Origin of the sequence: Actinacidiphila polyblastidii, from assembly GCF_036353415.1 — a bacterium.
GTDB lineage: Bacteria > Actinomycetota > Actinomycetes > Streptomycetales > Streptomycetaceae > Actinacidiphila > Actinacidiphila polyblastidii.
In genome coordinates this window covers 58,274-77,845 of record NZ_JAZEWV010000029.1, presented here as the reverse complement: position 1 = coordinate 77,845, position 19,572 = coordinate 58,274, and the positions used below count along the sequence as shown (strand labels likewise).

General features: G+C 73.9%; 15 protein-coding genes and 1 pseudogene. 8 read left to right on the top strand and 8 right to left on the bottom strand.

Features of this window, described 5'->3' with window-relative positions:
- Positions 1–6 precede the first annotated feature (6 nt).
- Positions 7–498, bottom strand: coding sequence for a hypothetical protein (locus tag V2S66_RS26325; RefSeq protein WP_330799134.1), 492 nt, complete (start codon positions 496–498; stop codon positions 7–9).
- Positions 499–673: 175 nt separating this feature from the next.
- Entirely contained in the window at positions 674–2,080 is a 1,407-nt protein-coding gene (locus V2S66_RS26320; RefSeq protein WP_330799132.1) for an MFS transporter, read from the bottom strand.
- 267 nt (positions 2,081–2,347) lie between these two features.
- Here V2S66_RS26320 and V2S66_RS26315 point away from each other — a divergent pair, with 267 nt between their 5' ends.
- Together V2S66_RS26315 and V2S66_RS26310 are read left to right on the top strand one after the other, a co-directional pair.
- Positions 2,348–3,241, top strand: coding sequence for a DUF3027 domain-containing protein (locus V2S66_RS26315; RefSeq protein ID WP_330799130.1), 894 nt, complete (start codon positions 2,348–2,350; stop codon positions 3,239–3,241).
- Positions 3,242–3,584: 343 nt separating this feature from the next.
- On the top strand, positions 3,585–6,830 hold the full coding sequence (locus V2S66_RS26310) for a sacsin N-terminal ATP-binding-like domain-containing protein (protein ID WP_330799129.1): 3,246 nt from the start codon (positions 3,585–3,587) through the stop codon (positions 6,828–6,830).
- A gap of 84 nt (positions 6,831–6,914) precedes the next feature.
- Here the strand turns inward: V2S66_RS26310 and V2S66_RS26305 are convergent.
- Together V2S66_RS26305 and V2S66_RS26300 are read right to left on the bottom strand one after the other, a co-directional pair.
- Positions 6,915–7,262 (bottom strand): annotated as a pseudogene (locus tag V2S66_RS26305) (cation-translocating P-type ATPase); the annotation flags it as partial.
- Complete coding sequence (locus tag V2S66_RS26300; RefSeq protein ID WP_330799127.1) at positions 7,259–7,582, bottom strand: DUF2530 domain-containing protein; 324 nt, start codon at positions 7,580–7,582, stop codon at positions 7,259–7,261. The gene V2S66_RS26300 and the pseudogene V2S66_RS26305, both read right to left, overlap by 4 nt.
- Before the next feature lie 187 nt (positions 7,583–7,769).
- Here V2S66_RS26300 and V2S66_RS26295 point away from each other — a divergent pair, with 187 nt between their 5' ends.
- Complete coding sequence (locus V2S66_RS26295) at positions 7,770–9,224, top strand: NCS2 family permease (RefSeq protein WP_330799125.1); 1,455 nt, start codon at positions 7,770–7,772, stop codon at positions 9,222–9,224.
- On the opposite strand, the gene V2S66_RS26290 is transcribed toward V2S66_RS26295, so the two are convergent.
- Positions 9,194–9,409 carry a ribbon-helix-helix protein, CopG family gene (locus V2S66_RS26290; RefSeq protein ID WP_330799123.1) on the bottom strand — a complete coding sequence of 72 codons (216 nt, stop codon included), beginning with the start codon at positions 9,407–9,409 and terminating at the stop codon, positions 9,194–9,196. The two genes, V2S66_RS26295 and V2S66_RS26290, sit on opposite strands and share 31 nt — an antisense overlap.
- Positions 9,410–9,645: 236 nt before the next feature.
- Between V2S66_RS26290 and V2S66_RS26285 the strand changes: the two genes are divergently transcribed.
- The 3 genes from V2S66_RS26285 (at position 9,646) to thpR (ending at position 12,251) form a co-directional block, all read left to right on the top strand.
- Positions 9,646–10,086: a MarR family winged helix-turn-helix transcriptional regulator gene (locus V2S66_RS26285; RefSeq protein ID WP_330799121.1), complete on the top strand. Its 441-nt coding sequence runs from the start codon at positions 9,646–9,648 to the stop codon at positions 10,084–10,086.
- A 177-nt stretch (positions 10,087–10,263) separates the two neighbouring features.
- A complete protein-coding gene (locus V2S66_RS26280) occupies positions 10,264–11,637 on the top strand; it encodes an MFS transporter (protein WP_330799119.1) in 1,374 nt (457 codons plus the stop codon).
- The gene (gene thpR / locus V2S66_RS26275; RefSeq protein WP_330799116.1) at positions 11,634–12,251 is read left to right on the top strand and encodes an RNA 2',3'-cyclic phosphodiesterase; all 618 of its coding nucleotides are present in this window, start codon (positions 11,634–11,636) and stop codon (positions 12,249–12,251) included. The genes V2S66_RS26280 and thpR overlap by 4 nt, the downstream gene beginning before the upstream one ends.
- A 149-nt stretch (positions 12,252–12,400) precedes the next feature.
- Here the strand turns inward: thpR and V2S66_RS26270 are convergent, their stop codons facing one another.
- Both V2S66_RS26270 and V2S66_RS26265 read right to left on the bottom strand, forming a co-directional pair.
- Complete coding sequence (locus tag V2S66_RS26270; RefSeq protein ID WP_330799151.1) at positions 12,401–13,396, bottom strand: aldo/keto reductase; 996 nt, start codon at positions 13,394–13,396, stop codon at positions 12,401–12,403.
- An 81-nt stretch (positions 13,397–13,477) separates the two neighbouring features.
- On the bottom strand, positions 13,478–14,158 hold the full coding sequence (locus V2S66_RS26265) for a GDSL-type esterase/lipase family protein (protein ID WP_330799114.1): 681 nt from the start codon (positions 14,156–14,158) through the stop codon (positions 13,478–13,480).
- A 47-nt stretch (positions 14,159–14,205) separates the two neighbouring features.
- On the opposite strand from V2S66_RS26265, the gene V2S66_RS26260 reads away from it, so the two are divergent.
- The gene (locus V2S66_RS26260) at positions 14,206–15,210 is read left to right on the top strand and encodes a hypothetical protein (RefSeq protein WP_330799112.1); all 1,005 of its coding nucleotides are present in this window, start codon (positions 14,206–14,208) and stop codon (positions 15,208–15,210) included.
- Positions 15,211–15,331: 121 nt separating this feature from the next.
- Here the strand turns inward: V2S66_RS26260 and serC are convergent, their stop codons facing one another.
- Positions 15,332–16,450, bottom strand: coding sequence for a phosphoserine transaminase (gene serC, locus V2S66_RS26255; RefSeq protein WP_330799109.1), 1,119 nt, complete (start codon positions 16,448–16,450; stop codon positions 15,332–15,334).
- 172 nt (positions 16,451–16,622) lie between these two features.
- Here serC and V2S66_RS26250 point away from each other — a divergent pair, with 172 nt between their 5' ends.
- On the top strand, positions 16,623–19,535 hold the full coding sequence (locus V2S66_RS26250) for an FAD-binding and (Fe-S)-binding domain-containing protein (RefSeq protein WP_330799105.1): 2,913 nt from the start codon (positions 16,623–16,625) through the stop codon (positions 19,533–19,535).
- Positions 19,536–19,572 lie beyond the last annotated feature (37 nt).

The window sequence follows — 19,572 nt, the reverse complement described above, 5'->3', positions numbered from 1 at the left end:
TGCGGGTCACTTCCCCCGGGTGAGCGTGAACTGGATGACGCGGTAGGACTCCGCGCCCGAGGTGTCGCCGGACTCCACGACGTTCAGCGTCACGGACTTGAGGATCGAGGACTGGCCGGTCTGCGGGTCCTGCTGGGTGAAGAGCTGGTCGCCGTCGACGGTCCAGTACGTCTCGTCCTTGAGCAGCTCCTGCGTGACCAGCGAGGTGTCGCGCACCACCAGCCAGCCCTTCTTGCCGATCGCCGGGTCCACGCCGATACGGACCTTGTCGCCGACGCCCACGGTGATGTGGTGCGTCGGCTTGGCCTGCAGGCACTGCACGAAGATCTCCTGCGGGAGCTTCTTGCCGTGGGCGTAGCACTTGTCGCCGGCCTCGGCCGTGACGGTCCTGGTGCCCACGGTCACGGTCGCCTGTGCGGTGGGCTTGTCGCAGGCGGTGAGGGCGACGAGCCCGAGGGAGAGGGCACCGATGGTGGCGGCAGCGCGGCGAATGCTCATGGGGGTGAGGCTACCGGGCGGCCGCCCCCGGCCTGCGCGGGGGTGCGACGTGTCCCCGCCCCGGTCACGCCCCCGCGCACCGCGCGCGGAGGGCCTCCGGGCCGCGCCGTGCGGGTCGCGCCGGGGCGCGCCGTCCGGTGTCGCGTCGCGCCCTGCTGCGTCGCGCGCCGACCCGTCAGGCCACCCGGGCGCGGGCGGTGCCGCCGCGGCGGGCCGCGCCCAGCAGACCGCGGACCGACACCGCGAACGCCAGCAGCACGAGCCCGGCCGCCACCGCCATGCCCAGCGGGCCGTTCAGCGGGAGCACTATGCCGAGACCGCCGCCGACCACCCAGGACAGCTGGAGGGCGGTCTCCGAGCGGGCGAAGGCCGAGGTGCGGACCTCCTCGGGGACGTCGCGCTGGATCAGCGCGTCCAGCGACAGCTTCGCGAGCGCCTGCGAGATGCCCGCGACCGCGGCGACCGCCGCGACCGTGAACAGCCCGAACCAGCCCGCCGCGACCGTCGCCGCCCCCAGCGCGCAGACCAGCACCCCGCCGATGATCACCTCCGGGCCGCGCGCCTTCAGCCAGGCGCCCAGCGCGGTGCCCAGCGCGTTGCCGGCGCCCGCCGCCACCACGACCACGCCCAGCGACGCCGCGGGCGTCAGCCCGCCCAGCGGATGCTCGCGCAGCATGAACGCCAGGAACATCGTCAGGAAGCCGGACAGCGCCCGCAGCCCCGAGTTGCCCTGGAGCGCGTGCAGCACCGAGGACCCGACGCCGAGCAGCCCCGGACGCCCCGTCCGCTTGCCCAGACCGCCGTCGGAGCCGCCCGGCAGGCTCCGCGGCTCCTCCGCGGGCTCCTCCTCGGCGGACAGCCGCGCCCGGTCCTCGCCGCGCGCCGAGTCCACCTTCGGGTCCAGCGTCATCGACAGCAGAGCGCCCGCCAGGTAGATCACGAACGCCCCGTACAGCGGCCACTGCGGCCCGATCGCGTGCAGGCCCGCGCCGACCGGCGCGGCCACCGCGGTGGTCAGCAGCCCGGCGAGGGTCACCCGCGAGTTCGCCTTCACCAGGGTGGTCCGGGCAGGGAGCACCCGTGGCACCACCGCGCTGCGCACCACGCCGTACGCCTTCGAGGCCACCAGCACGCCGAGCGCCGCCGGATACAGGCCGAGACCCGCGGTGGAGATCACCCCGGCCATCGTCCAGGCCAGCACCGCGCGAGCCACCAGCGACGCGGCCATCGCGGCCCTGCGGCCGTGGCCGAGCCGGTCGAGCAGCGGGCCGACGACCGGGGCGAGGATCGCGAACGGCGCCATCGTGATCAGCAGGTACAGCGCGACCCGGCCGCGCGCCTCGCCGGTCGGCACCGAGAAGAACACCGTGCTGGCGAGCGCGACGGTGACCAGCATGTCGCCGGCCGAGTGCACGGCGTGCAGTTCGATCAGTTTCGCCAGGCCCGACTCGCCCGCGCCGCCCGCGTGTGTCGAGCGCCTGACCCGGCGCACGACGGCGCCGCCGGAGCGCCCCACGCCGTTCGCGAGGGCGCGCCCGGCCCTGCGTACGGGCCCTGGGCCCGCGGTCACCGTTCGTGCCACGTTCGCAATCCTGCCCCAATTGGAAGTCCACGCACCCCCTCCTTTGCGCCCATGGTGCGCACAGGTAGCGTGCGATCGCGCAGAATGGTGGCAACAGGTGCACCCGAGGACGCTCGGGCAGACCGGGAAAGCAGGGAACGAACGCGTTGACGCGGTCCACAGGTCCGCTCCGCCGCCGCTCCCTTCACCGGGTCCGCCGGGTCCGTCCGCCCGCGAGCGCACACGTGAGACGGCGTAGAGAGAGAAACGATTTCTGTGAGTCCTGCGATGCGAAGCCGTACCCCTGACCGCCTGTGCGCCGAGGCGGTCGATGTCGCGCTTGCCGTGACCGAGGAGGCCGCCGGGCCACACGCGGTCGGTGAGCATCTCGGCGTCGTGGCCGAGGGCGACCGGGTCGTCACCCACTTCTTCGCCTGCAAGGAGCCCGCCTACCGCGGCTGGCAGTGGGCCACCACGCTGACCCGGGCGTCCCGCGCGAAGACCGTGACGATCGACGAGACCGTCCTGGTGCCGGGGCGCGACGCGGTGCTGGCGCCCGAGTGGGTGCCGTGGAGCGAGCGGCTGCGGCCCGGCGACATGGGCCCCGGCGACCTGCTGCCCACCGAGGCGGACGACCTGCGGCTCGAACCCGGCTGGACCGGCGAGGGCGCGCCCTCCGACGAGGAGGTCGAGGCGCTGGCCGCCGAGGCCGCGCAGGCCGGTGGCGCCGAGGACGAGGAGGTGCTCGCCCGGCCGCCCGCGGTCGCCACCATCGGCGCGGTCGCCGCCCAGCTCGGCTACGGCCGCCAGCGGGTGCTGTCCCGGTTCGGCCTGCACAGCGCGGCGGACCGCTGGGAGGAGCAGTTCGGCGGCAAGACGGTGATGGCCCAGGCGGCCCCCGCCAACTGCGTGAGCTGCGGCTTCCTGGTGCCGGTCGCGGGCTCGCTGAGCCAGGCGTTCGGCGTGTGCGCCAACGAGTTCTCACCCGCCGACGGCCGACTGGTCTCGCTCGGGTACGGCTGCGGCGGCCACTCCGAGGCGGCCGTCATGCCCGCGCCACCGCGCCCCGCGCCGATGGTCCTCGACGACCTCCACGACACGGAGGCGCTGCCGCTGCACCCGGACCCGCACGCCTCCGTGGACGCGCCCGAACGGGCCGAGGAGGACCCCGGCCGCTCCTGAGCGGGCTCCGGCGGGGCTCCTGCGGGACGCAGCCGCGGCGTGGCGGGGGCCGCGACCCGACGGAGGCCCGGCGTGACCGCGGGCGGCGTGCCGGCGTCCGGGCGGACGGAGGGCTGCCGCCGTCGCGTGGGGGTGCGGCCGCCAGGAGGCCGCCATGGCGGCGGTGCCGGGCCGGGGTGCCGCCAGGGCCGGGACGAGGCGGGGACGGGACGAGGAGGCGTCGTGGAGGCGCCGCGGCCCGGCGCGCGGGGTACCGCCGAATGGCGGTACCGTCACGAATGCAGGGCCCCGGACGGGGCCGACCGACCAGGCGACGGAAGGGCCGTACGTGACCCGCGCAGGTGTGAACCGAACGGCCCCGGAAGGCCACCCCGACCCCTTCCGCACCGCCTCCCTGCGCCACGCCGTCCTCACCGCCTGGGCCGGCTCCGCCGCCCGCTTCCGTGAGGACGCCAACGCCGAGGAGGACCTCGCCCTCGGCGGCTACCGCGACCGCCTCGTCATCGAGCTGGCCCAGAACGCCGCCGACGCCGCCGTCCGCGCCGGCGCCCCCGGCCGGCTCCGGCTGACCCTGCACGACGCCGAGCCCGGCGGCGAAGCCGTCCTCGCCGCCGCCAACACCGGCGCGCCCCTCGACGCCGCGGCCGTCGAGTCGCTCTCCACGCTGCGCGCCTCCGCCAAGCGCGACGACGGCCCCGGCGCCGTCGGCCGCTTCGGCGTCGGCTTCGCCGCGGTCCTCGCCGTCACCGACGAGCCCGCGGTCGTCGGCCGCACCGGGGGAGTGCGCTGGTCGCTCGCCGAAGCGCGCACGCTGGCCCAGGAAGTCCCGGGTCTGGCAGAGGAGTTGCGCCGCCGCGACGGCCATGTCCCGCTGCTGCGCATCCCGTTCCCGGCGGAGGGCAGCGCGCCCGACACGTACGACACGGTCGTCGTGCTGCCGCTGCGCGACGGCTCCGCGGAGGATCTGACACGCCGTCTGCTCATGGCCGTGGACGACGCGTTGCTGCTCGCGCTGCCCGCCCTGTCCGAGGTCGTCGTCGAAACCTCATCCGGCGTGCGGACGTTGACCCGGCGTCAGGGCGACGGCGGTGACGTGGTGATCGAGGACTCCGCGCGAAGTGCCCCCACTCGCTGGCGGGTCGACGCCTCGGGCGGGCCGCTGACCGCTGAACTCCTCAGCGACCGACCGGTGGAGGAGCGGCTGCGCCCGGTCTGGTCGGTGACCTGGGCGGTGCCGGTCGACGAGGACGGCGCCCCGGCCGCGCCCCGCACCGCCCCCGTCGTGCACGCGCCGACCCCGACCGACGAGCCGCTGGGCCTGCCCGCGCTGCTGCTGGCCTCCTTCCCGCTCGACCCGACCCGCCGGCACGCCGCGTCCGGGCCGCTCACCGACTTCCTGCTGAGCCGCGCCGCCGAGGCGTACGTCCGGCTGCTCGCCGGGTGGCGGCCGGTCGGCGTCGGCGTGGTGGACCTGGTGCCGGGACCGCTGGGCAAGGGGGAACTCGACGCCGAGCTGCGCCGCCGCATCCTCGCGGAGCTGCCCCGCACGGCCTTCCTGCCGCGCGCGGCGGAGCCCCCCGCGCCGGACGGCGCCACCCCGTACGCCGAAGCTCCGTACGCGCCCTATGAGCCCTACGCGCCCTACGCGGACGCCGCCGCCCACGCCGAGCAGGACACCTGGGACGGCGGCGGTCCGCTGGCCGGCGAGAGCCAGGCGCTGCGCCCGGTCGAGGCCGAGGTCGTCGAGGGCGCCACCGCCGAGGCGGTCCTGGTGCTCGCCGAGGTGCTGCCGACCCTCGTCCCGGCCGCCCTCGAACGCCGCCCCGCGCTGCGCCAGTTGGGCGTCGCCCGGCTCACCCTCGCCGACGCCGTGGACCGCCTGGCCGGCGCCGAACGCCCGGCCGGCTGGTGGTGGCGGCTCTACGACGCGCTGGCCGGCACCGACGCCGACGTGCTCAGCGGCCTGCCGGTGCCGCTGGCCGACGGCCGTACCGTGGTCGGCCCCCGCCAGGTGCTGCTGCCGGTGGCCGGGGAGGACGGGCGCGCATCCGCCGACCCGGCGCTGCTGTCCCGCCTCGGCCTGCGCGTCGCCCACGCGGACGCCGCCCACCCGCTGCTGGAGAAGCTCGGCGCCTCGCCCGCCACGCCCCGGGCGGTGCTGACCACCCCGCAGGTGCGGGCCGCCGTGGCCGCCTCCCTCGACGACGACCGGGCCGCCTGGGACGACGAGAGCGGCCTGGACGCCGAGGAGCTGGCGCAGACCGTGCTCGGCCTGGCCAGGGCGGCCGGCCTGGCGCCCGGCGACGAACCGTGGCTGGCCGCCCTCGCGCTCCCCGACGAGGACGGCGAACTCGCCCCCGCCGGCGAGCTGATCCTGCCCGGCAGCCCGCTGGAGTCGGTGCTGCGCGAGGGCGAACTCGCCGCCGTGGACGCCGACCTGGCCGACCGCTGGGGCGAGCAGCCGCTGACCGCCGTCGGCGTCCTCGCCACCTTCGCCCTGGTCCGCGCCGACGACGTCGTGCTCGACCCCGACGACCTCGAACCCCGCGACACCGACTGGGCCGAGCCGGACGACGTGGGCCTGCTGGACGCCGTCGACGTGTGGTGCGAGGACGTCCTCGACCAGCTGCCGGAGACCGACGTGCCGCCGGTCGCCACCGAGATCGTCGGGGTGCGCGACCTCGACCTGGTGGACGACGACGCCTGGCCGCAGGCGCTCGCCCTGCTCTCCCGGCCGCCGCTGCGCGACGCCGTCACCGCGCAGGTCCGGGTGCTCCTCCCCGACGGCACCACCGAGTCCGTACGCCCCTACGCCGCCTGGTGGCTGCGGGACCACCCGGTGCTCGACGGGCGCCGTCCGGTCGGCCTGCGCGCGGCCGGCGGCGACCGGCTGCTCGCCGGGCTCTACGACGAGGCGCACACCGACCTCGCGGTCGACGAACAGGTGCTGCGCGCCCTCGGGGTGCGCACCTCGGTGGCCGCGCTGCTCGCCGAACCCGGGGGCGCCGCCGAGCTGCTGGCCCGGCTCGCCGACCCCGCCCGCACCGTAGGGACCGCGCAACTCCACCGGCTCTACACGGCGCTGGCCGCCCTCGACCCCGAAGAGGTCACGCTCCCCGACGAGGTGCGGGCCGTCGTCGACGGCGAACCGGTCGTCGTCGCTGCGGCCGAGGCGCTCGTCGCCGACGCCCCGGACCTGCTGCCGCTGGCCGCCGGGCGGCCGCTGCTGCCGGTGCCGCCGCGGCTGGCCGCCGAACTGGCCGAGCTCTTCCAGGTGAGCCGGCTGAGCGAGGCCCTGACCGCCGAGGTGTCCTCCGAGGGCGAGGTCCACGAGGTGCTCGCCGCCGTGCACGACCTGCTCCCCGGGGCGCCCACCACGTACGTCGAGCACGAGCAGCTGCTCGTCACCGGCGGCGTCGAGGTGGACTGGCGCTACACCGGCGGGGTCCTGCACGCCTCCACGGTGGAGGGTGTGGCGGCCGGACTGGCCTGGGCCTCCGGCCACTGGGAGCGCCGCTTCGAGCTGGCCGCGCTGCTCGAAGACCCCACCCGCACCGAGGAGTTGTCGCGGGACCGCTGGTTCGACTAGGGCCTGTCGCCGGGATCTGCGCGGCGCCCCGGCGTACCCCGATCCCCAGCGTCTCCCGCTCGCCGGCGCTGCCCGGCCAGGCCCGACCCGGGGCGGCGCGGCGCCGATCACCGCGAGGCTGTCCAGGGTCCGCTGGGCCCGCAACTCCTGGACGATGCCAGACGCGGTGTTGGCGACGATCACGAAGCCGAACAGGCCGTCCTGGATCGGGCCCACGACGAGGGCGACCAGCAAGAGCACGCCGACGATCGCGTGGAAGCGGGTGAAGACGTTCGCCCGGACGATGTCCGAGGTGGGCCGCCAGGAGCGGACGGGCACGTCGTCGACCTCGCCGCGCGCGACGCGCTCCGCGACCTGCGCGCCGGTCGGTCCCGGGCCGCGCCCGCCCGGGCCGGGGGCGGCGGTGCGGTGGCGGCGGTGCGGCCGGGTCAGCCGGCGAGCGGCCCCGGTCCGGAGTCCTGCCCGGGGCGCTGCCCGCCCTCGGCGGGGGCGTCGGCGCCGGCCGCCGTGGCGCGCCGGATGGCGTCCCGGCGGGCGCGTACGTACCACAGGCCCACCAGGCCGAGGCAGCCGCCGGCCAGGCAGGTCCAGATGAACCAAGTGTGGCCGTGGTCGGAGTACCAGCCGTAGAAGGGCAGCTGCCCGACGAACAGCGCGAACCACACGCTCATGCCGACGACGACCGTCGCGACGTCGTTCGCCTCCAGCGGCGCGGGTGCCTCGCGCAGGGGGACGCGCTCCTTGCTGCTCATGCGGACATCGTAAGCGGCACCCCGGTGGTGGCGGAGGCGGGTCGCGGAGGCCGGGCGGCACAGGGGTCTACGCGCGAAGATAGCGTTCCGTTTGTTGTTTGTTCATACTGAAACAGTCACTCGTTGACTGAAAACATTCGTATGATCGCCCAATCTGCGGCGAATTCGAGCCACGAAGAGGACCCGCATGTCCACCTCGGCCCCCGCCACGGTCGGCGCGCCCACCCCCACCGGGCGTTCGCGCGCGACCGGCCTGGACCGTTACTTCCGGATCTCCGAGCGCGGTTCATCCATCCCGCGGGAGATCCGCGGCGGCCTCGCCACCTTCTTCGCGATGGCCTACATCATCGTGCTCAACCCGATCATCCTCGGGTCGGCCGTCGACAAGTTCGGCCATCATCTGGACGGCGGGCAGCTTGTCACCGCGACCGTCATCACCGCCGCCTTCACCACCCTGCTGATGGGCGTGGTCGGCAACGTGCCCGTCGCCCTCGCCGCCGGCCTCGGCGTCAACACGGTCGTCGCCCTCCAGCTCGCCCCCCGGATGAGCTGGCCCGACGCCATGGGCATGGTCGTGCTGGCCGGCTTCGCGATCATGATCCTGGTCGCCACCGGACTGCGCGAGCGCGTGATGAGCGCGGTGCCGCTGGGCCTGCGCAAGGGCATCGCGATCGGCATCGGCCTGTTCATCCTGCTGATCGGCCTGGTGGACTCCGGCTTCGTCAGCCGCATCCCGGACGCCGCGCACACCACTGTGCCGCTGCAACTCGGCGCCGACGGCCACCTCACCGGCTGGCCGGTGCTCGTCTTCATCCTCGGCACGCTGCTGACGCTGGCGCTGGTCATCCGCAAGGTGCCCGGCGCGATCCTGATCTCCATCGTCTCCATGACGGTGCTCGCGCTGATCCTCGACGCGGTCGCCGACATCCCGGCCGACAAGTGGGGGCTGACCGTCCCCAAGTGGCCCGGCGACCCGGTCTCCGCGCCCGACTTCGGGCTGATCGGCAAGGTCAGCCTCTTCGGCGGCTTCCACCAGGTCGGCGTGCTGACCGGCATCCTCTTCGTCTTCACCGTGCTGCTGTCGTGCTTCTTCGACGCGATGGGCACCATCCTCGGCGTCAGCGACGAGGCCGGGCTGCTCGACGCCAAGGGCGACCTGCCCGGCATGAGCAAGGTGCTGATGATCGACGGCATCGCCACGGCCGCCGGCGGCGCGACGTCCTCCTCCGCCAACACCTGCTTCGTGGAGTCCACCGCGGGCGTCGGCGAGGGCGCCAGGACCGGCCTGGCCAGCGTGGTGACCGGCCTGATGTTCGTCTTCGCGCTGTTCCTCACGCCGCTGGCGACGATGGTCCCGGCCCAGGCCGCCACGCCCGCGCTGGTCGCGGTCGGCTTCCTGATCCTGGCCGGATCGATCCGCGAGATCGACTGGAGCGACTTCACCATCGCGGTGCCGGCGTTCCTGACCATGGTGCTGATGCCGTTCACCTACTCGATCACCAACGGCATCGGCATCGGCTTCCTGACCTTCTGCCTGCTGCGCGTCGCCGCCGGCCGCTGGCGTGAGGTCCCGATCGCCCTCTACGTGGTCGGCGCCGTCTTCGCCTTCTACTACCTGATGCCGGCGCTCGGCCTGGTCTGAGCGTCCTCCCGGCCGTAGAAACGGTCGGTCTCCTCGACGGCGGCCATGAACCGCTCGTCGAAGTCATCGCGGATGAGCGTCCTGGCCACGTAGTCCTGGGCGCTCATTCCGCGTTTCGCGGCATGGCGGCTGATCCGGTCCCACAGGTCGGCGTCAATCCGGAGGCTGAGCACTCTCGATGCCATGACCCCACGGTCCCCGGACCGGGCGCCTCGGCGTGTCGCTTTCCGCCGAAATATCACCCGTATGGGTGATATCCGGTCGCCTCGTGCCGGTCGCGACGTGACAGTCGGAGGGTGAGAGCCGGAGCGCGAGCGGGCCGCGTGTCCGACGGCTGCAGGCTCCCCTGGGGCGAGGGTGCACCGGTGTGACGCAGGAGATGCGTGGCAGGTGTACTTAGTCTAGGTAATGAGCTAACCTAATGAACGTGACCGAACTGTCCGAGGCCGACCGCGCCGCCGTCAGCGAACTGCGCGGAGCCGTGATGAGACTGTCTCGGCGACTGCGCCACCAGCGCGTCGACGAGTCGCTCAGCCCCACCGAGATGTCGGTGCTGGGCACCCTCGCCCGCTGCGGGTCCGCGACCCCGGGGGAGCTGGCCCGCAAGGAGCACGTCCAGCCCCCGTCGATGACCCGGATCGTGGCGATGCTGGAGGCCAAGGGACTGGTCCGCAGGGAGCCGCACCCCGACGACCGACGCCAGGTCGTGGTGAGCCGCACCGAGCAGGCCGAGGCGATGCTCGCCGAGAGCCGCAACCGGCGCAACGCCTGGCTGGCGCAGCTCGCCGAGGGACTGGACGAGGAGGACCTCGCGGTGCTCCGCCAGGCGGCCCCCGTCCTCGAGAAGCTGGCCCACCTGTGAGGCCCCCCGCACGACGGCCCGCACGGCCGCACGCGCGGCGCCTCGCCCGCCCGCCCCTCACCCCTGCCGCCCGCCGCGCCTCCAGGACGGCGACCCCGTCGTGCGGAGGCGGCGCGCCCGCAGCACCCGAGGAACCCGAAGAACCCGCAGACATGACGAAGGGCAGGCGAGAACCGATTGAGTTCGGCAGCCGGACCACACACCGCAACCGAACCTGACCGTCCGGCGGAGACCAGGACGAGCACCTTCAGCGCACTGAAGATCCGCAACTACCGGCTGTTCGCCACCGGTGCCGTGATCTCCAACACGGGCACCTGGATGTCGCGGATCGCCCAGGACTGGCTGGTCCTCAGCATCACCGGCTCGTCCTTCGCCGTGGGCATCACCACGGCGCTGCAGTTCCTGCCCATGCTGCTGTTCGGGCTCTACGGCGGCGTCATCGCCGACCGCTACCCCAAGCGCAAGATCCTGCTGTGCACCCAGCTCGCGCTCGGCCTGCTCGGCCTGATGCTCGCCACCCTCACGCTCAGCGGCGTCGTCCAGGTCTGGCACGTCTACACCATCGCCTTCCTGCTCGGCGTGGTCACCGTCGTGGACAACCCCACCCGGCAGACCTTCGTGGCGGAGATGGTCGGCCCGTCCGTGCTCCGCAACGCCGTCTCGCTGAACGCCGCCAACTTCCAGGCGGCCCGCCTCGTCGGCCCCGCCGTCGCCGGCGTGCTGATCACCGCGGTCGGCAGCGGCTGGGCGTTCCTCGTCAACGGCCTGTCGTTCTTCGCGCCGCTCCTCGGCCTGCTGCTGATGCGCACCTCGGAGCTGCACAAGATCGAACGCGCCCCGCGCGGCAAGGGCCAGCTCCGCGAGGGTCTGCGCTACGTCGCCGGCAAGCCCGAACTCATCTGGCCGATCGTGCTCGTCGGCTTCATCGGCACCTTCGGCTTCAACTTCCCGATCTGGCTCTCCGCCTTCGCCAACAAGGTCTTCGACAGCGGCGCCGGCACCTACGGCCTGCTCAACACCCTGATGGCGGCCGGCTCCCTGATCGGCGCGCTCCTCGCCGCCCGCCGTACCCGCACCCGGCTGCGCATGCTGGTCGCCGCCGCCCTGCTGTTCGGGCTGCTGGAGTCGGTGGCGTCCCTCGCCCCGACCTTCTGGGTCTTCGCCGCCCTGCTGGTGCCGATCGGCGTCTTCGGGCTGACCTTCAACACCACCGCCAACGCCACCGTGCAGCTCGCCACCGACCCCGTCATGCGCGGCCGGGTGATGAGCCTGTTCATGATGGTCTTCGTCGGCGGCACCCCGGTCGGCGGCCCGGTCATGGGCTGGGTCACCGACACCTACGGCGCGCGGATCGGCTTCCTGTCCGGCGGCCTGGTCTCCGCGGGCGCCGCGGCCGCGGTCGGGCTGGTGCTGGCCCGTGCGGGCGGCCTGCGGCTGCGGGTCAACCTGCGCCGCGCCAAGGACCAGCCGCTGATCTCCTTCGTGCCCCGCGACGCCGACGGCGCGGCCCCCGCCGACGCCGAGGCACCCCGGCTCAGCTCGGCCGCATGAGGCTGTTCGTGGCGCTGCTGCCCGCGCCGGCCGCGGCCGGCGAACTGGCGGCGGCGCTGCGGCCCCTCCACCGTCTCCCCGACGCCGGCGCGCTGCGCTGGACCGCACCCGAGAGCTGGCACTTCACCCTCGCCTTCCTCGGCGAGGTCCCCGACCACGTCCGGCCGGACCTCGACCTGCGGCTGGAGCGCGCCGCGCACCGCCACGGCCCCCACGACCTGCGGCTCGCCGGCGCCGGCCGGTTCGGCGACCACGTGCTGTGGGCGGGCGCGGAAGGCGACACGACGGCGCTGGGCCGGCTCGCCGACTCCGTACGGGCCGCCGCGCGCCGCGCCGGGGCGCCGCCCGACGAGGAGCGCGGCTTCCGCCCCCACCTGACCCTGGCCCGCGCCCAGCGCTCCCGGCCGGTACGGCTGCGGCCGCTCGCCGACGCGCTGGCCGGCTTCCGCGGCTCGCCGTGGTCCGCGGACACCCTCTGCCTGGTCGGCAGCGTCCTGCCGCGCTCCGGGGTGCCGGGGGAGCAGCCCCGCTACGACGCCGTGGCGTCCTGGCCGCTGGGCGGCGAGCATCCCCCGGGCGGACCGGATGACGGCCCCGCGGGCACGGCCGGTTAACCTCGAAGGGTGGACCCCAAGACCCGTACCCGCGTGATGACCGCCGCCTTCGTCCTGATGATCGCGGTGGTGGTCGTGGCCGCCGCGATCCACTGACCGCGACGGCCCCACACGCCGGCCGGGCGTCGGCCGCGCCACCGGTCAGGAAGTCACCAGGCGAACGCCTCCGGGGACGGGCCGGGACCCGGGAAGATCTCCTCGAGCGAGGCCAGGAACTCCTCCGGCAGCGTCAGCTCCACCGCCCGCAGCGCCGAGTCCAGCTGGTCCTGCGTCCGCGGCCCGACGATCGGACCGGTCACGCCCGGCCGGGTCAGCAGCCAGGCCAGGCCCACGTCGCCGGGCTGCAGGCTGTGCTTGTCGCACAGGTCCTCGTACGCCTGGACCTGCTCGCGCTGCTCCTTCGACTTCAGCGACTCAGCCGCGCGCCCGCTGGTCGACCGTGCGCCGCCGCCCTCCCGCTGCTTGCGCAGCGCGCCGCCGAGCAGGCCGCCGTTGAGCGGCGACCAGGGGATGACACCCAGGCCGTACTGCTCGGCGGCCGGGATGACCTCCATCTCGGCCCGCCGCTCCATCAGGTTGAACAGGCACTGCTCGCTCACCAGGCCGAGCGAACCGCGCCGCGCGGCCGCCTCGTTGGCCTGGGCGATGTGCCACCCGGCGAAGTTGCTGGAGCCGGCGTAAAGGATCTTGCCCTGCTGCACCAGCACGTCGACGGCCTGCCAGATCTCCTCCCACGGCGCCAGCCGGTCCACGTGGTGGAACTGGTACAGGTCGATGTGGTCGGTGCCCAGGCGCTTCAGGCTCGCCTCGACCCCCCGGCGGATGTTGACCGCGGAGAGCCGGTCGTAGTTCGGCCACTCCTCGCCCTCGGCCGCCATGTTGCCGTAGACCTTGGTGGCCAGCACCGTCTTGTCGCGACGGCCGCCGCCCTTCGCGAACCAGCTTCCGATGATCTCCTCGGTGCGGCCCTTGTTCTCACCCCAGCCGTAGACATTGGCGGTGTCGAAGAAGTTGACGCCCGCGGCGAGCGCCGCGTCCATGATCGCGTGGCTGTCGGCCTCGTCGGTCTGCGGACCGAAGTTCATCGTCCCCAGCACCAGTCGGCTGACCTTCAGACCGGTACGTCCGAGCTGCGTGTATTCCATGGAGGTCAAGCCAAGCTCTTCGAGTGCGCTCGAATCAAGGGCCGCCCGCGGCGGTCCCGACAGGTGGTACGCCGCGCGCTCTCAGGCAGCCTCGTACGGCGCTCCGACGCCCCACGCCTGGTACACCGCGTCCGCGAACGCCGCTGCCAGCTTGTGCTCGCCCCTGACGTTGGGGTGGGTGCCGTCGTAGGTGTCCAGCAGGATGTCGTAGCCGTCCGGGCGTGAGGCCATCAGCAGCGGGGACTCGGGGCTGTCCAGGTCGGCGACGGACTTCGCCATCCGTTCGTTCAGCTCCGCGCACTGGCCGGCGAAGTCCGGGTCCAGGTCGGCCCGGGTGTTCGGGATCACCGGCAGCAGCACCATCCGCAGGCGGGGCCGCGCCGTGCGGGCCGCCGCGATGAACCGCACCACGTTCCGCGCGGTCTCCTCGGCGTCGCTGTAGAAGCCGAGGTCGATCAGGCCGAGCGATATCAGCAGCATGTCCGGCCGGTGCTCGCGGACCGCGTCCCCGATCAGCGGCACCATGTGCCGCCAGCCCTCGCCCCAGCCCGCCAGATGGCGGCGGGCGTGCGCCGGGAACGAGGGGTCGGCGTAGTCCGCCGACACCGCCGAGTCGCTCGCCCGGTCGTACAGCGTGACCCGCGGGCCCACCACGGAAAAAGGCTCCCCAGCGGCGCACAGGTGCTGCCACATCCGGTAGCGCCAGGTGAAGTCGCCGGCCGAACCGACGGTCATGGAATCGCCGACGAAGAGGTACCGCATGCGGGGCATCATCCCGGACTCGCCTGCGACCAGGGACACTGGGGTGCATGCGTGCGTACCTCCCGGCGGCGGCCGTATGCGCCGCCCTCGCCCTGGCCTGCGGTTCCGCCCTGCCCGCCGTCGCCGACAGCGGACCTTCCGTGGCTTTCCGGATAGGCGATCCACGGATCACGGAATCCAGCGGGCTGGCCGCCAGCCGCGCCCACCCGGGCGTCTACTGGACGCACAACGACAGCGGTGACGGCCCGTACGTCTTCGCCGTCGACTCCACCGGGAAGACCCTCGCCAAGGTCACCATGCGCGGCGTCCACGCCCGCGACGTGGAGGCGATCTCGATCGGCCCGGACGGCGACCTCTACGTCGGCGACATCGGCGACAACCTCGACGGCACCTGGCCCGAGGTGTGGATCTACCGCTTCCACGAACCCCAGCAGCTCCACGACCAGACCGTCGACGTCACCCGCTACAAGGTCCGCTACCAGGGCGGCCCGCGGAACGCCGAAGCGCTGATGGTCCAGCCCACCACCGGGCGGGTCTACATCGCCAGCAAGCACGAGGACGGCGGCCACCTCTACGCCGGACCGGCCAAGCTCAGCACCGAGGGCGTGAACCTCTTCCACCCCGTCGCCGACGTGCCCTGGGTGACCGACGGCGCCTTCTCCCCCGACGGCAGCCGCCTGGTGCTGCGCGGCTACTTCTGGTCCACCGAGTACCGCTGGGTGGACGGCCTGCCGAAGAAGCTCGCCAGCCTGGACGTGCCGATGGAACCGCAGGGCGAGTCGGTGACCTTCACCACCGACGGTCGCGCGCTGATGTACGGCAGCGAGGGCAAGGACAGCCAGGTCTGGCGGGTCCCGCTGAGCGCCGCGGACCTCCCGGCCGACGACGCCTCGCCCTCAGCCGCCCCCGGCCACGGGAGCAGCGCGAGCACCGCCAAGGACGTCCCGGCGCACAAGGCGGGCAACAAGGTGCTGGGCTTCGCGATCCTCGCCGGCATCGCCGCGCTCGGCTACGGGCTGCGCAAATCGCTGCGCCGCCCCAGGAAGGACTGAGCCGTCCGCGGCAGGGGGAGGGCGGCGGAACGCGGGAGGGCTCGAGATCGGGCAGCCCCCAAGCCTGCGCCCCGCCGGTCAGAGGGAGGGCCCGTGCGCGGGCCCTCCCGTCGTCAACGGGTCACAGCTTCCCGATGACGTAGTCGATGCAGGCGGTCAGCGCCTCGACGTCGGCCGGGTCGACGGCCGGGAACATCGCCACCCGCAGCTGGTTGCGGCCCAGCTTGCGGTAGGGCTCGGTGTCGACAATGCCGTTGGCCCGCAGCACCTTCGCCACCGCGGCGGCGTCGATGCCGTCCTCGAAGTCGATCGTGCCGACGACCTGGGAGCGCTTGGCCGGGTCCGCGACGAACGGAGCGGCGTACGACGCCTTCTCGGCCCACCCGTACAGCCGCGAGGACGAGTCCGCGGTGCGGTCGACCGCCCACTTCAGGCCGCCCTGGCCGTTGATCCACTCCAGCTGCTGGTTCAGCAGGAAGAGCGTGGCGAGCGCCGGGGTGTTGTACGTCTGGTTCTTCTGCGAGTTGTCGATCGCCGTGGGCAGGTCGAAGAACGCCGGGATGTGCCGGCCGGACGCCGCGATCGAGGCGGCGCGCTCCAGCGCTGCCGGGGAGAACGCGGCCAGCCACAGGCCGCCGTCGGCCGCGAAGGACTTCTGCGGCGCGAAGTAGTACACGTCCGTCTCGGTGATGTCGACCGGCAGACCGCCGGCGCCCGAGGTCGCGTCCACCAGGACCAGCGCGCCGTCGTCGGCGCCCGCGACGCGCCGGATCGGCGCGGCGACGCCCGTGGACGTCTCGTTGTGGGTGAACGCGTATACGTCCACGCCCGCTTCGGCGGCCGGGTCCGGGTGGGTGCCGGGCTCCGACTTGACGATCGTCGGCTCCGCCAGCCACGGCGCGAGCTGCGCCGCCTTCGCGAACTTCGAGGAGAACTCGCCGAAGGACAGGTGCTGGGACTTCTGGTTGATCAGACCGTGCGTGGCGATGTCCCAGAACGCGGTGGACCCACCGTTGCCGAGCACCACCTCGTAGCCGTCGGGCAGCGAGAACAGCTGCCGGACGCCGTCACGGACCTGCCCCACCAGGTTCTTCACCGGCGCCTGGCGGTGGGAGGTGCCGAGCAGGGACGTCCCGGTGGCGGCCAGGGCGTCGAGCGCCTCGGTCCGTACCTTGGAGGGGCCCGACCCGAACCGTCCGTCGGCGGGCTTGATGTCAGCGGGAATCTGAATATCGGCCACGCTCGCAGCGTAGTGCGTAACCGTCATGTTTCCGTGACCGTCCCACCGGGTGAGACGCCGTGAGACGGGCGCTCCCGCCGGCGCCGAGCCGGTGCCGCACTCACGCCGCACTGACGCCGCGCCGACGTGCGGCGGCGCGGTGCGGGCACCCCGGAACGGGCAAGCTGGACCCATGGAACCTGGTCTCACGCCCGACGCCGAGCGGGATCTGCGGGCCGCGGTGCGCGGAGACGTCGCCGCCGACGCCGGGTCCCGCGCCCTGATGACCATGGACGCCTCCAACTACCGCCGGGTGCCCGCGGCGGTGGTCGCCCCCCGGGACGCGGACGACGTCGCGGCGGCCCTGACCGTGTGCCGCGAGCACGGCCTGCCCGTCGTACCGCGCGGCGGCGGCACCTCCATCGCCGGCCAGGCGACCGGCACCGGGGTCGTGCTGGATTTCACCCGGTACATGAACCGCGTCCTTGACGTGGACCCCGCGGCCAGAACCGCCGGCGTCCAGCCGGGAGTCGTGCTGGACGACCTGGCGGCGGCCGCCGCCCCGTACGGCCTCGCCTTCGGCCCGGACCCCTCCACACACAGCCGCTGCACGCTCGGCGGCATGATCGGCAACAACTCCTGCGGCGCGCACTCCGTGGCCTGGGGCACCACCGCGGACAACGTGCGGGCGCTCGACGTCCTCACCTACCGCGGCGAACGCCTCCACCTGGCCGGCGGCCTGCCGGAAGGCGGCGCCCCGGCGCTGCGCGACGGGCTGCGCCGCCTCGCCGACGACCACCTCGCCCTGTTGCGCACCGGATTCCCCCAGCTGCCGCGCCGGATCTCCGGCTACGCCCTCGACAGCCTGCTCCCGGAACACGGCCGCGACGCGGTCCGGGCCTTCACCGGCAGTGAGGGAACCCTCGGGGTGCTCACCGAGGCGACCGTCGGGCTGGTGCCCGTCCCCGCTGCCCGCGCCCTGGTCGTGCTCGGCTACCCCGACGAGTCAGCGGCCGCGGAGGCCGCCCATCTGCTCCTGCCGCAGCGGCCCTTGACCATCGAGGGCATGGCGGCGGACCTTGTCGGCCCGCGGGGCGCGAGCCTGCCGCGCGGCGGGGCCTGGCTGTTCGTCGAGGTCGGCGGCGACCACCCTGACGAGGCCCTGGCGCGCGCCCGGGAGCTGTGCCGTACGGCGGACGACGGCGTGACCGGCCACGCCGTCGTCGCCGGGCCCGCGGAACAACGCGCCCTGTGGCGGATCCGTGAGGACGCCGCCGGCATCGCCACCCGGATGCCCGACGGGAGCGAGGCCTGGCCGGGCTGGGAGGACTGCGCGGTTCCTCCGGCCCGACTGGGCGCGTATCTGCGGGAATTCCGGGCCCTGCTGGCCGAGCACGGGCTGCGCGGGGCGCCGTACGGCCACTTCGGCGACGGATGCGTCCACGTGCGGATCGACTTCGACCTCGTGGACAAGGCCGGAGTCGCCCGCTTCCGCCGCTTCTCCGAGGCCGCCGCCGACCTGGTGGTGTCGCACGGCGGCTCGCTCTCCGGCGAGCACGGCGACGGGCAGGCGCGCGCCGAGATGCTGCCGAAGATGTACGGCCCGGAATTGATCGCACTCTTTTCAGTTTTCAAGGAACTCTGGGATCCCGACCGCGGAATGAACCCGGGGATGCTCGTGCGTCCCGAGGAAATTGATACCAACCTCCGCTTCGCCGTGCTTCCCCCCGCGAACTCCCGTCCCGTCGACGTGGAATTCACCTATCCGGATGACCGAGGGGATTTCTCCGCCGCCGTCCGGCGCTGCGTCGGGGTCGCCAAATGCCGGACCGCGGCGCCCCCCGGCGACTCCGCGGTCATGTGCCCGTCCTTCCGCGCCACCGGGGACGAGCGCCACTCCACCCGCGGTCGGGCCCGGTTGCTGCACGAGATGCTGGCCGGCGAACTGATCACCGACGGCTGGCGCTCCACCGACCTGCGCGACGCCCTCGACCTGTGCCTTTCCTGCAAGGGATGCCGCACGGACTGCCCGGTCGGAGTCGACATGGCCACGTACAAGGCGGAGTTCCTGCACCACCACTACCGGCGCCGGCTGCGGCCCCGCGCGCACTACGCGATGGGCTGGCTGCCGGTGTGGCTGCGGGCCGCGGCGCCATTCGCGAGGCTGCTGTCCGCACTTGCCGCAAACCGATCGGTGGCATCGCTGCTGAAACGTATCGGCGGGCTCGCACGGGAGCGCGAACTGCCCGAACTGGCATCCGAGACATTCACTCGATGGTGGAGTGCCAGAAACACGAACGGCCTAACGGCCGAGGCAGCTGAGCCGACGGTGGTCCTGTGGCCCGACACTTTTACCGAGCATCTCTCGCCCGCGTCCGGGCGCGCCGCGGTCCGGGTCCTCGAAGCGGCGGGACTGCGGGTGGTCACACCGCCCCAAGCCGTCTGCTGCGGCCTGACCTGGGTCTCCACCGGCCAACTCGGCCACGCCAAGGCCGTGATGCGGCGCACTCTCGACCGGCTCGAACCGCTGCTCGACGCCGGGCTGCCCCTCGTCGTCCTCGAACCGAGCTGCGCCGCGGCGCTGCGCGCCGATCTGCCGGAACTCCTCGGCCCCGGCGAGCCGCGGGCGGCCCGGCTCGCCGCGTCGGTGCGGACCTTCGCCGAGACGCTGGAGGAGTTCGCGCCCGGTTGGCGGCCGCCGCGGATCGACCGCGCGGTCGCCGGACAGACGCACTGCCACCAGCACGCCGTGCTCGGCGACGCGGCCGACCGCAGGCTGCGCGAGCGCGCCGGACTCACCGGCGAACTCACCGGCGGCTGCTGCGGCCTCGCCGGCAACTTCGGCTTCGAGCGGGGGCACTTCGAGGTGTCGCAAGCGTGCGCGCAGGAGGCGCTGCTGCCCGCCCTGCGGGCCGCCGCTCCCGGCACGGCCGTCCTCGCGGACGGCTTCTCCTGCCGCACCCAGATCGCCCAGCTCGGCGGCGTCCGCGCGCGGCACCTCGCCGAGGTGCTGGCAGAGGGGCTGGACGGGCAGCCGCCCGAGCCCCGGCCGGAATCCGAACCGCCCGAGTCCTCTGAGCGGGCGCCTGCCGACGACGCGAGGTAAGGGACGCGACACAGGGGGCGGAGCCCCTTACCGCGAC

Excerpts from the sequence above, each read along its gene's own strand:
- V2S66_RS26325 (WP_330799134.1), bottom strand. The coding sequence starts at position 498 with ATGAGCATTCGCCGCGCTGCCGCCACCATCGGTGCCCTCTCCCTCGGG.
- V2S66_RS26315 (WP_330799130.1), top strand. The coding sequence starts at position 2,348 with ATGCGAAGCCGTACCCCTGACCGCCTGTGCGCCGAGGCGGTCGATGTC.
- V2S66_RS26300 (WP_330799127.1), bottom strand. The coding sequence starts at position 7,582 with ATGAGCAGCAAGGAGCGCGTCCCCCTGCGCGAGGCACCCGCGCCGCTG.
- V2S66_RS26295 (WP_330799125.1), top strand. The coding sequence starts at position 7,770 with ATGTCCACCTCGGCCCCCGCCACGGTCGGCGCGCCCACCCCCACCGGG.
- V2S66_RS26290 (WP_330799123.1), bottom strand. The coding sequence starts at position 9,409 with ATGGCATCGAGAGTGCTCAGCCTCCGGATTGACGCCGACCTGTGGGAC.
- V2S66_RS26285 (WP_330799121.1), top strand. The coding sequence starts at position 9,646 with ATGAACGTGACCGAACTGTCCGAGGCCGACCGCGCCGCCGTCAGCGAA.
- thpR (WP_330799116.1), top strand. The coding sequence starts at position 11,634 with ATGAGGCTGTTCGTGGCGCTGCTGCCCGCGCCGGCCGCGGCCGGCGAA.
- V2S66_RS26270 (WP_330799151.1), bottom strand. The coding sequence starts at position 13,396 with ATGGAATACACGCAGCTCGGACGTACCGGTCTGAAGGTCAGCCGACTG.
- V2S66_RS26265 (WP_330799114.1), bottom strand. The coding sequence starts at position 14,158 with ATGCGGTACCTCTTCGTCGGCGATTCCATGACCGTCGGTTCGGCCGGC.
- V2S66_RS26260 (WP_330799112.1), top strand. The coding sequence starts at position 14,206 with ATGCGTGCGTACCTCCCGGCGGCGGCCGTATGCGCCGCCCTCGCCCTG.
- V2S66_RS26250 (WP_330799105.1), top strand. The coding sequence starts at position 16,623 with ATGGAACCTGGTCTCACGCCCGACGCCGAGCGGGATCTGCGGGCCGCG.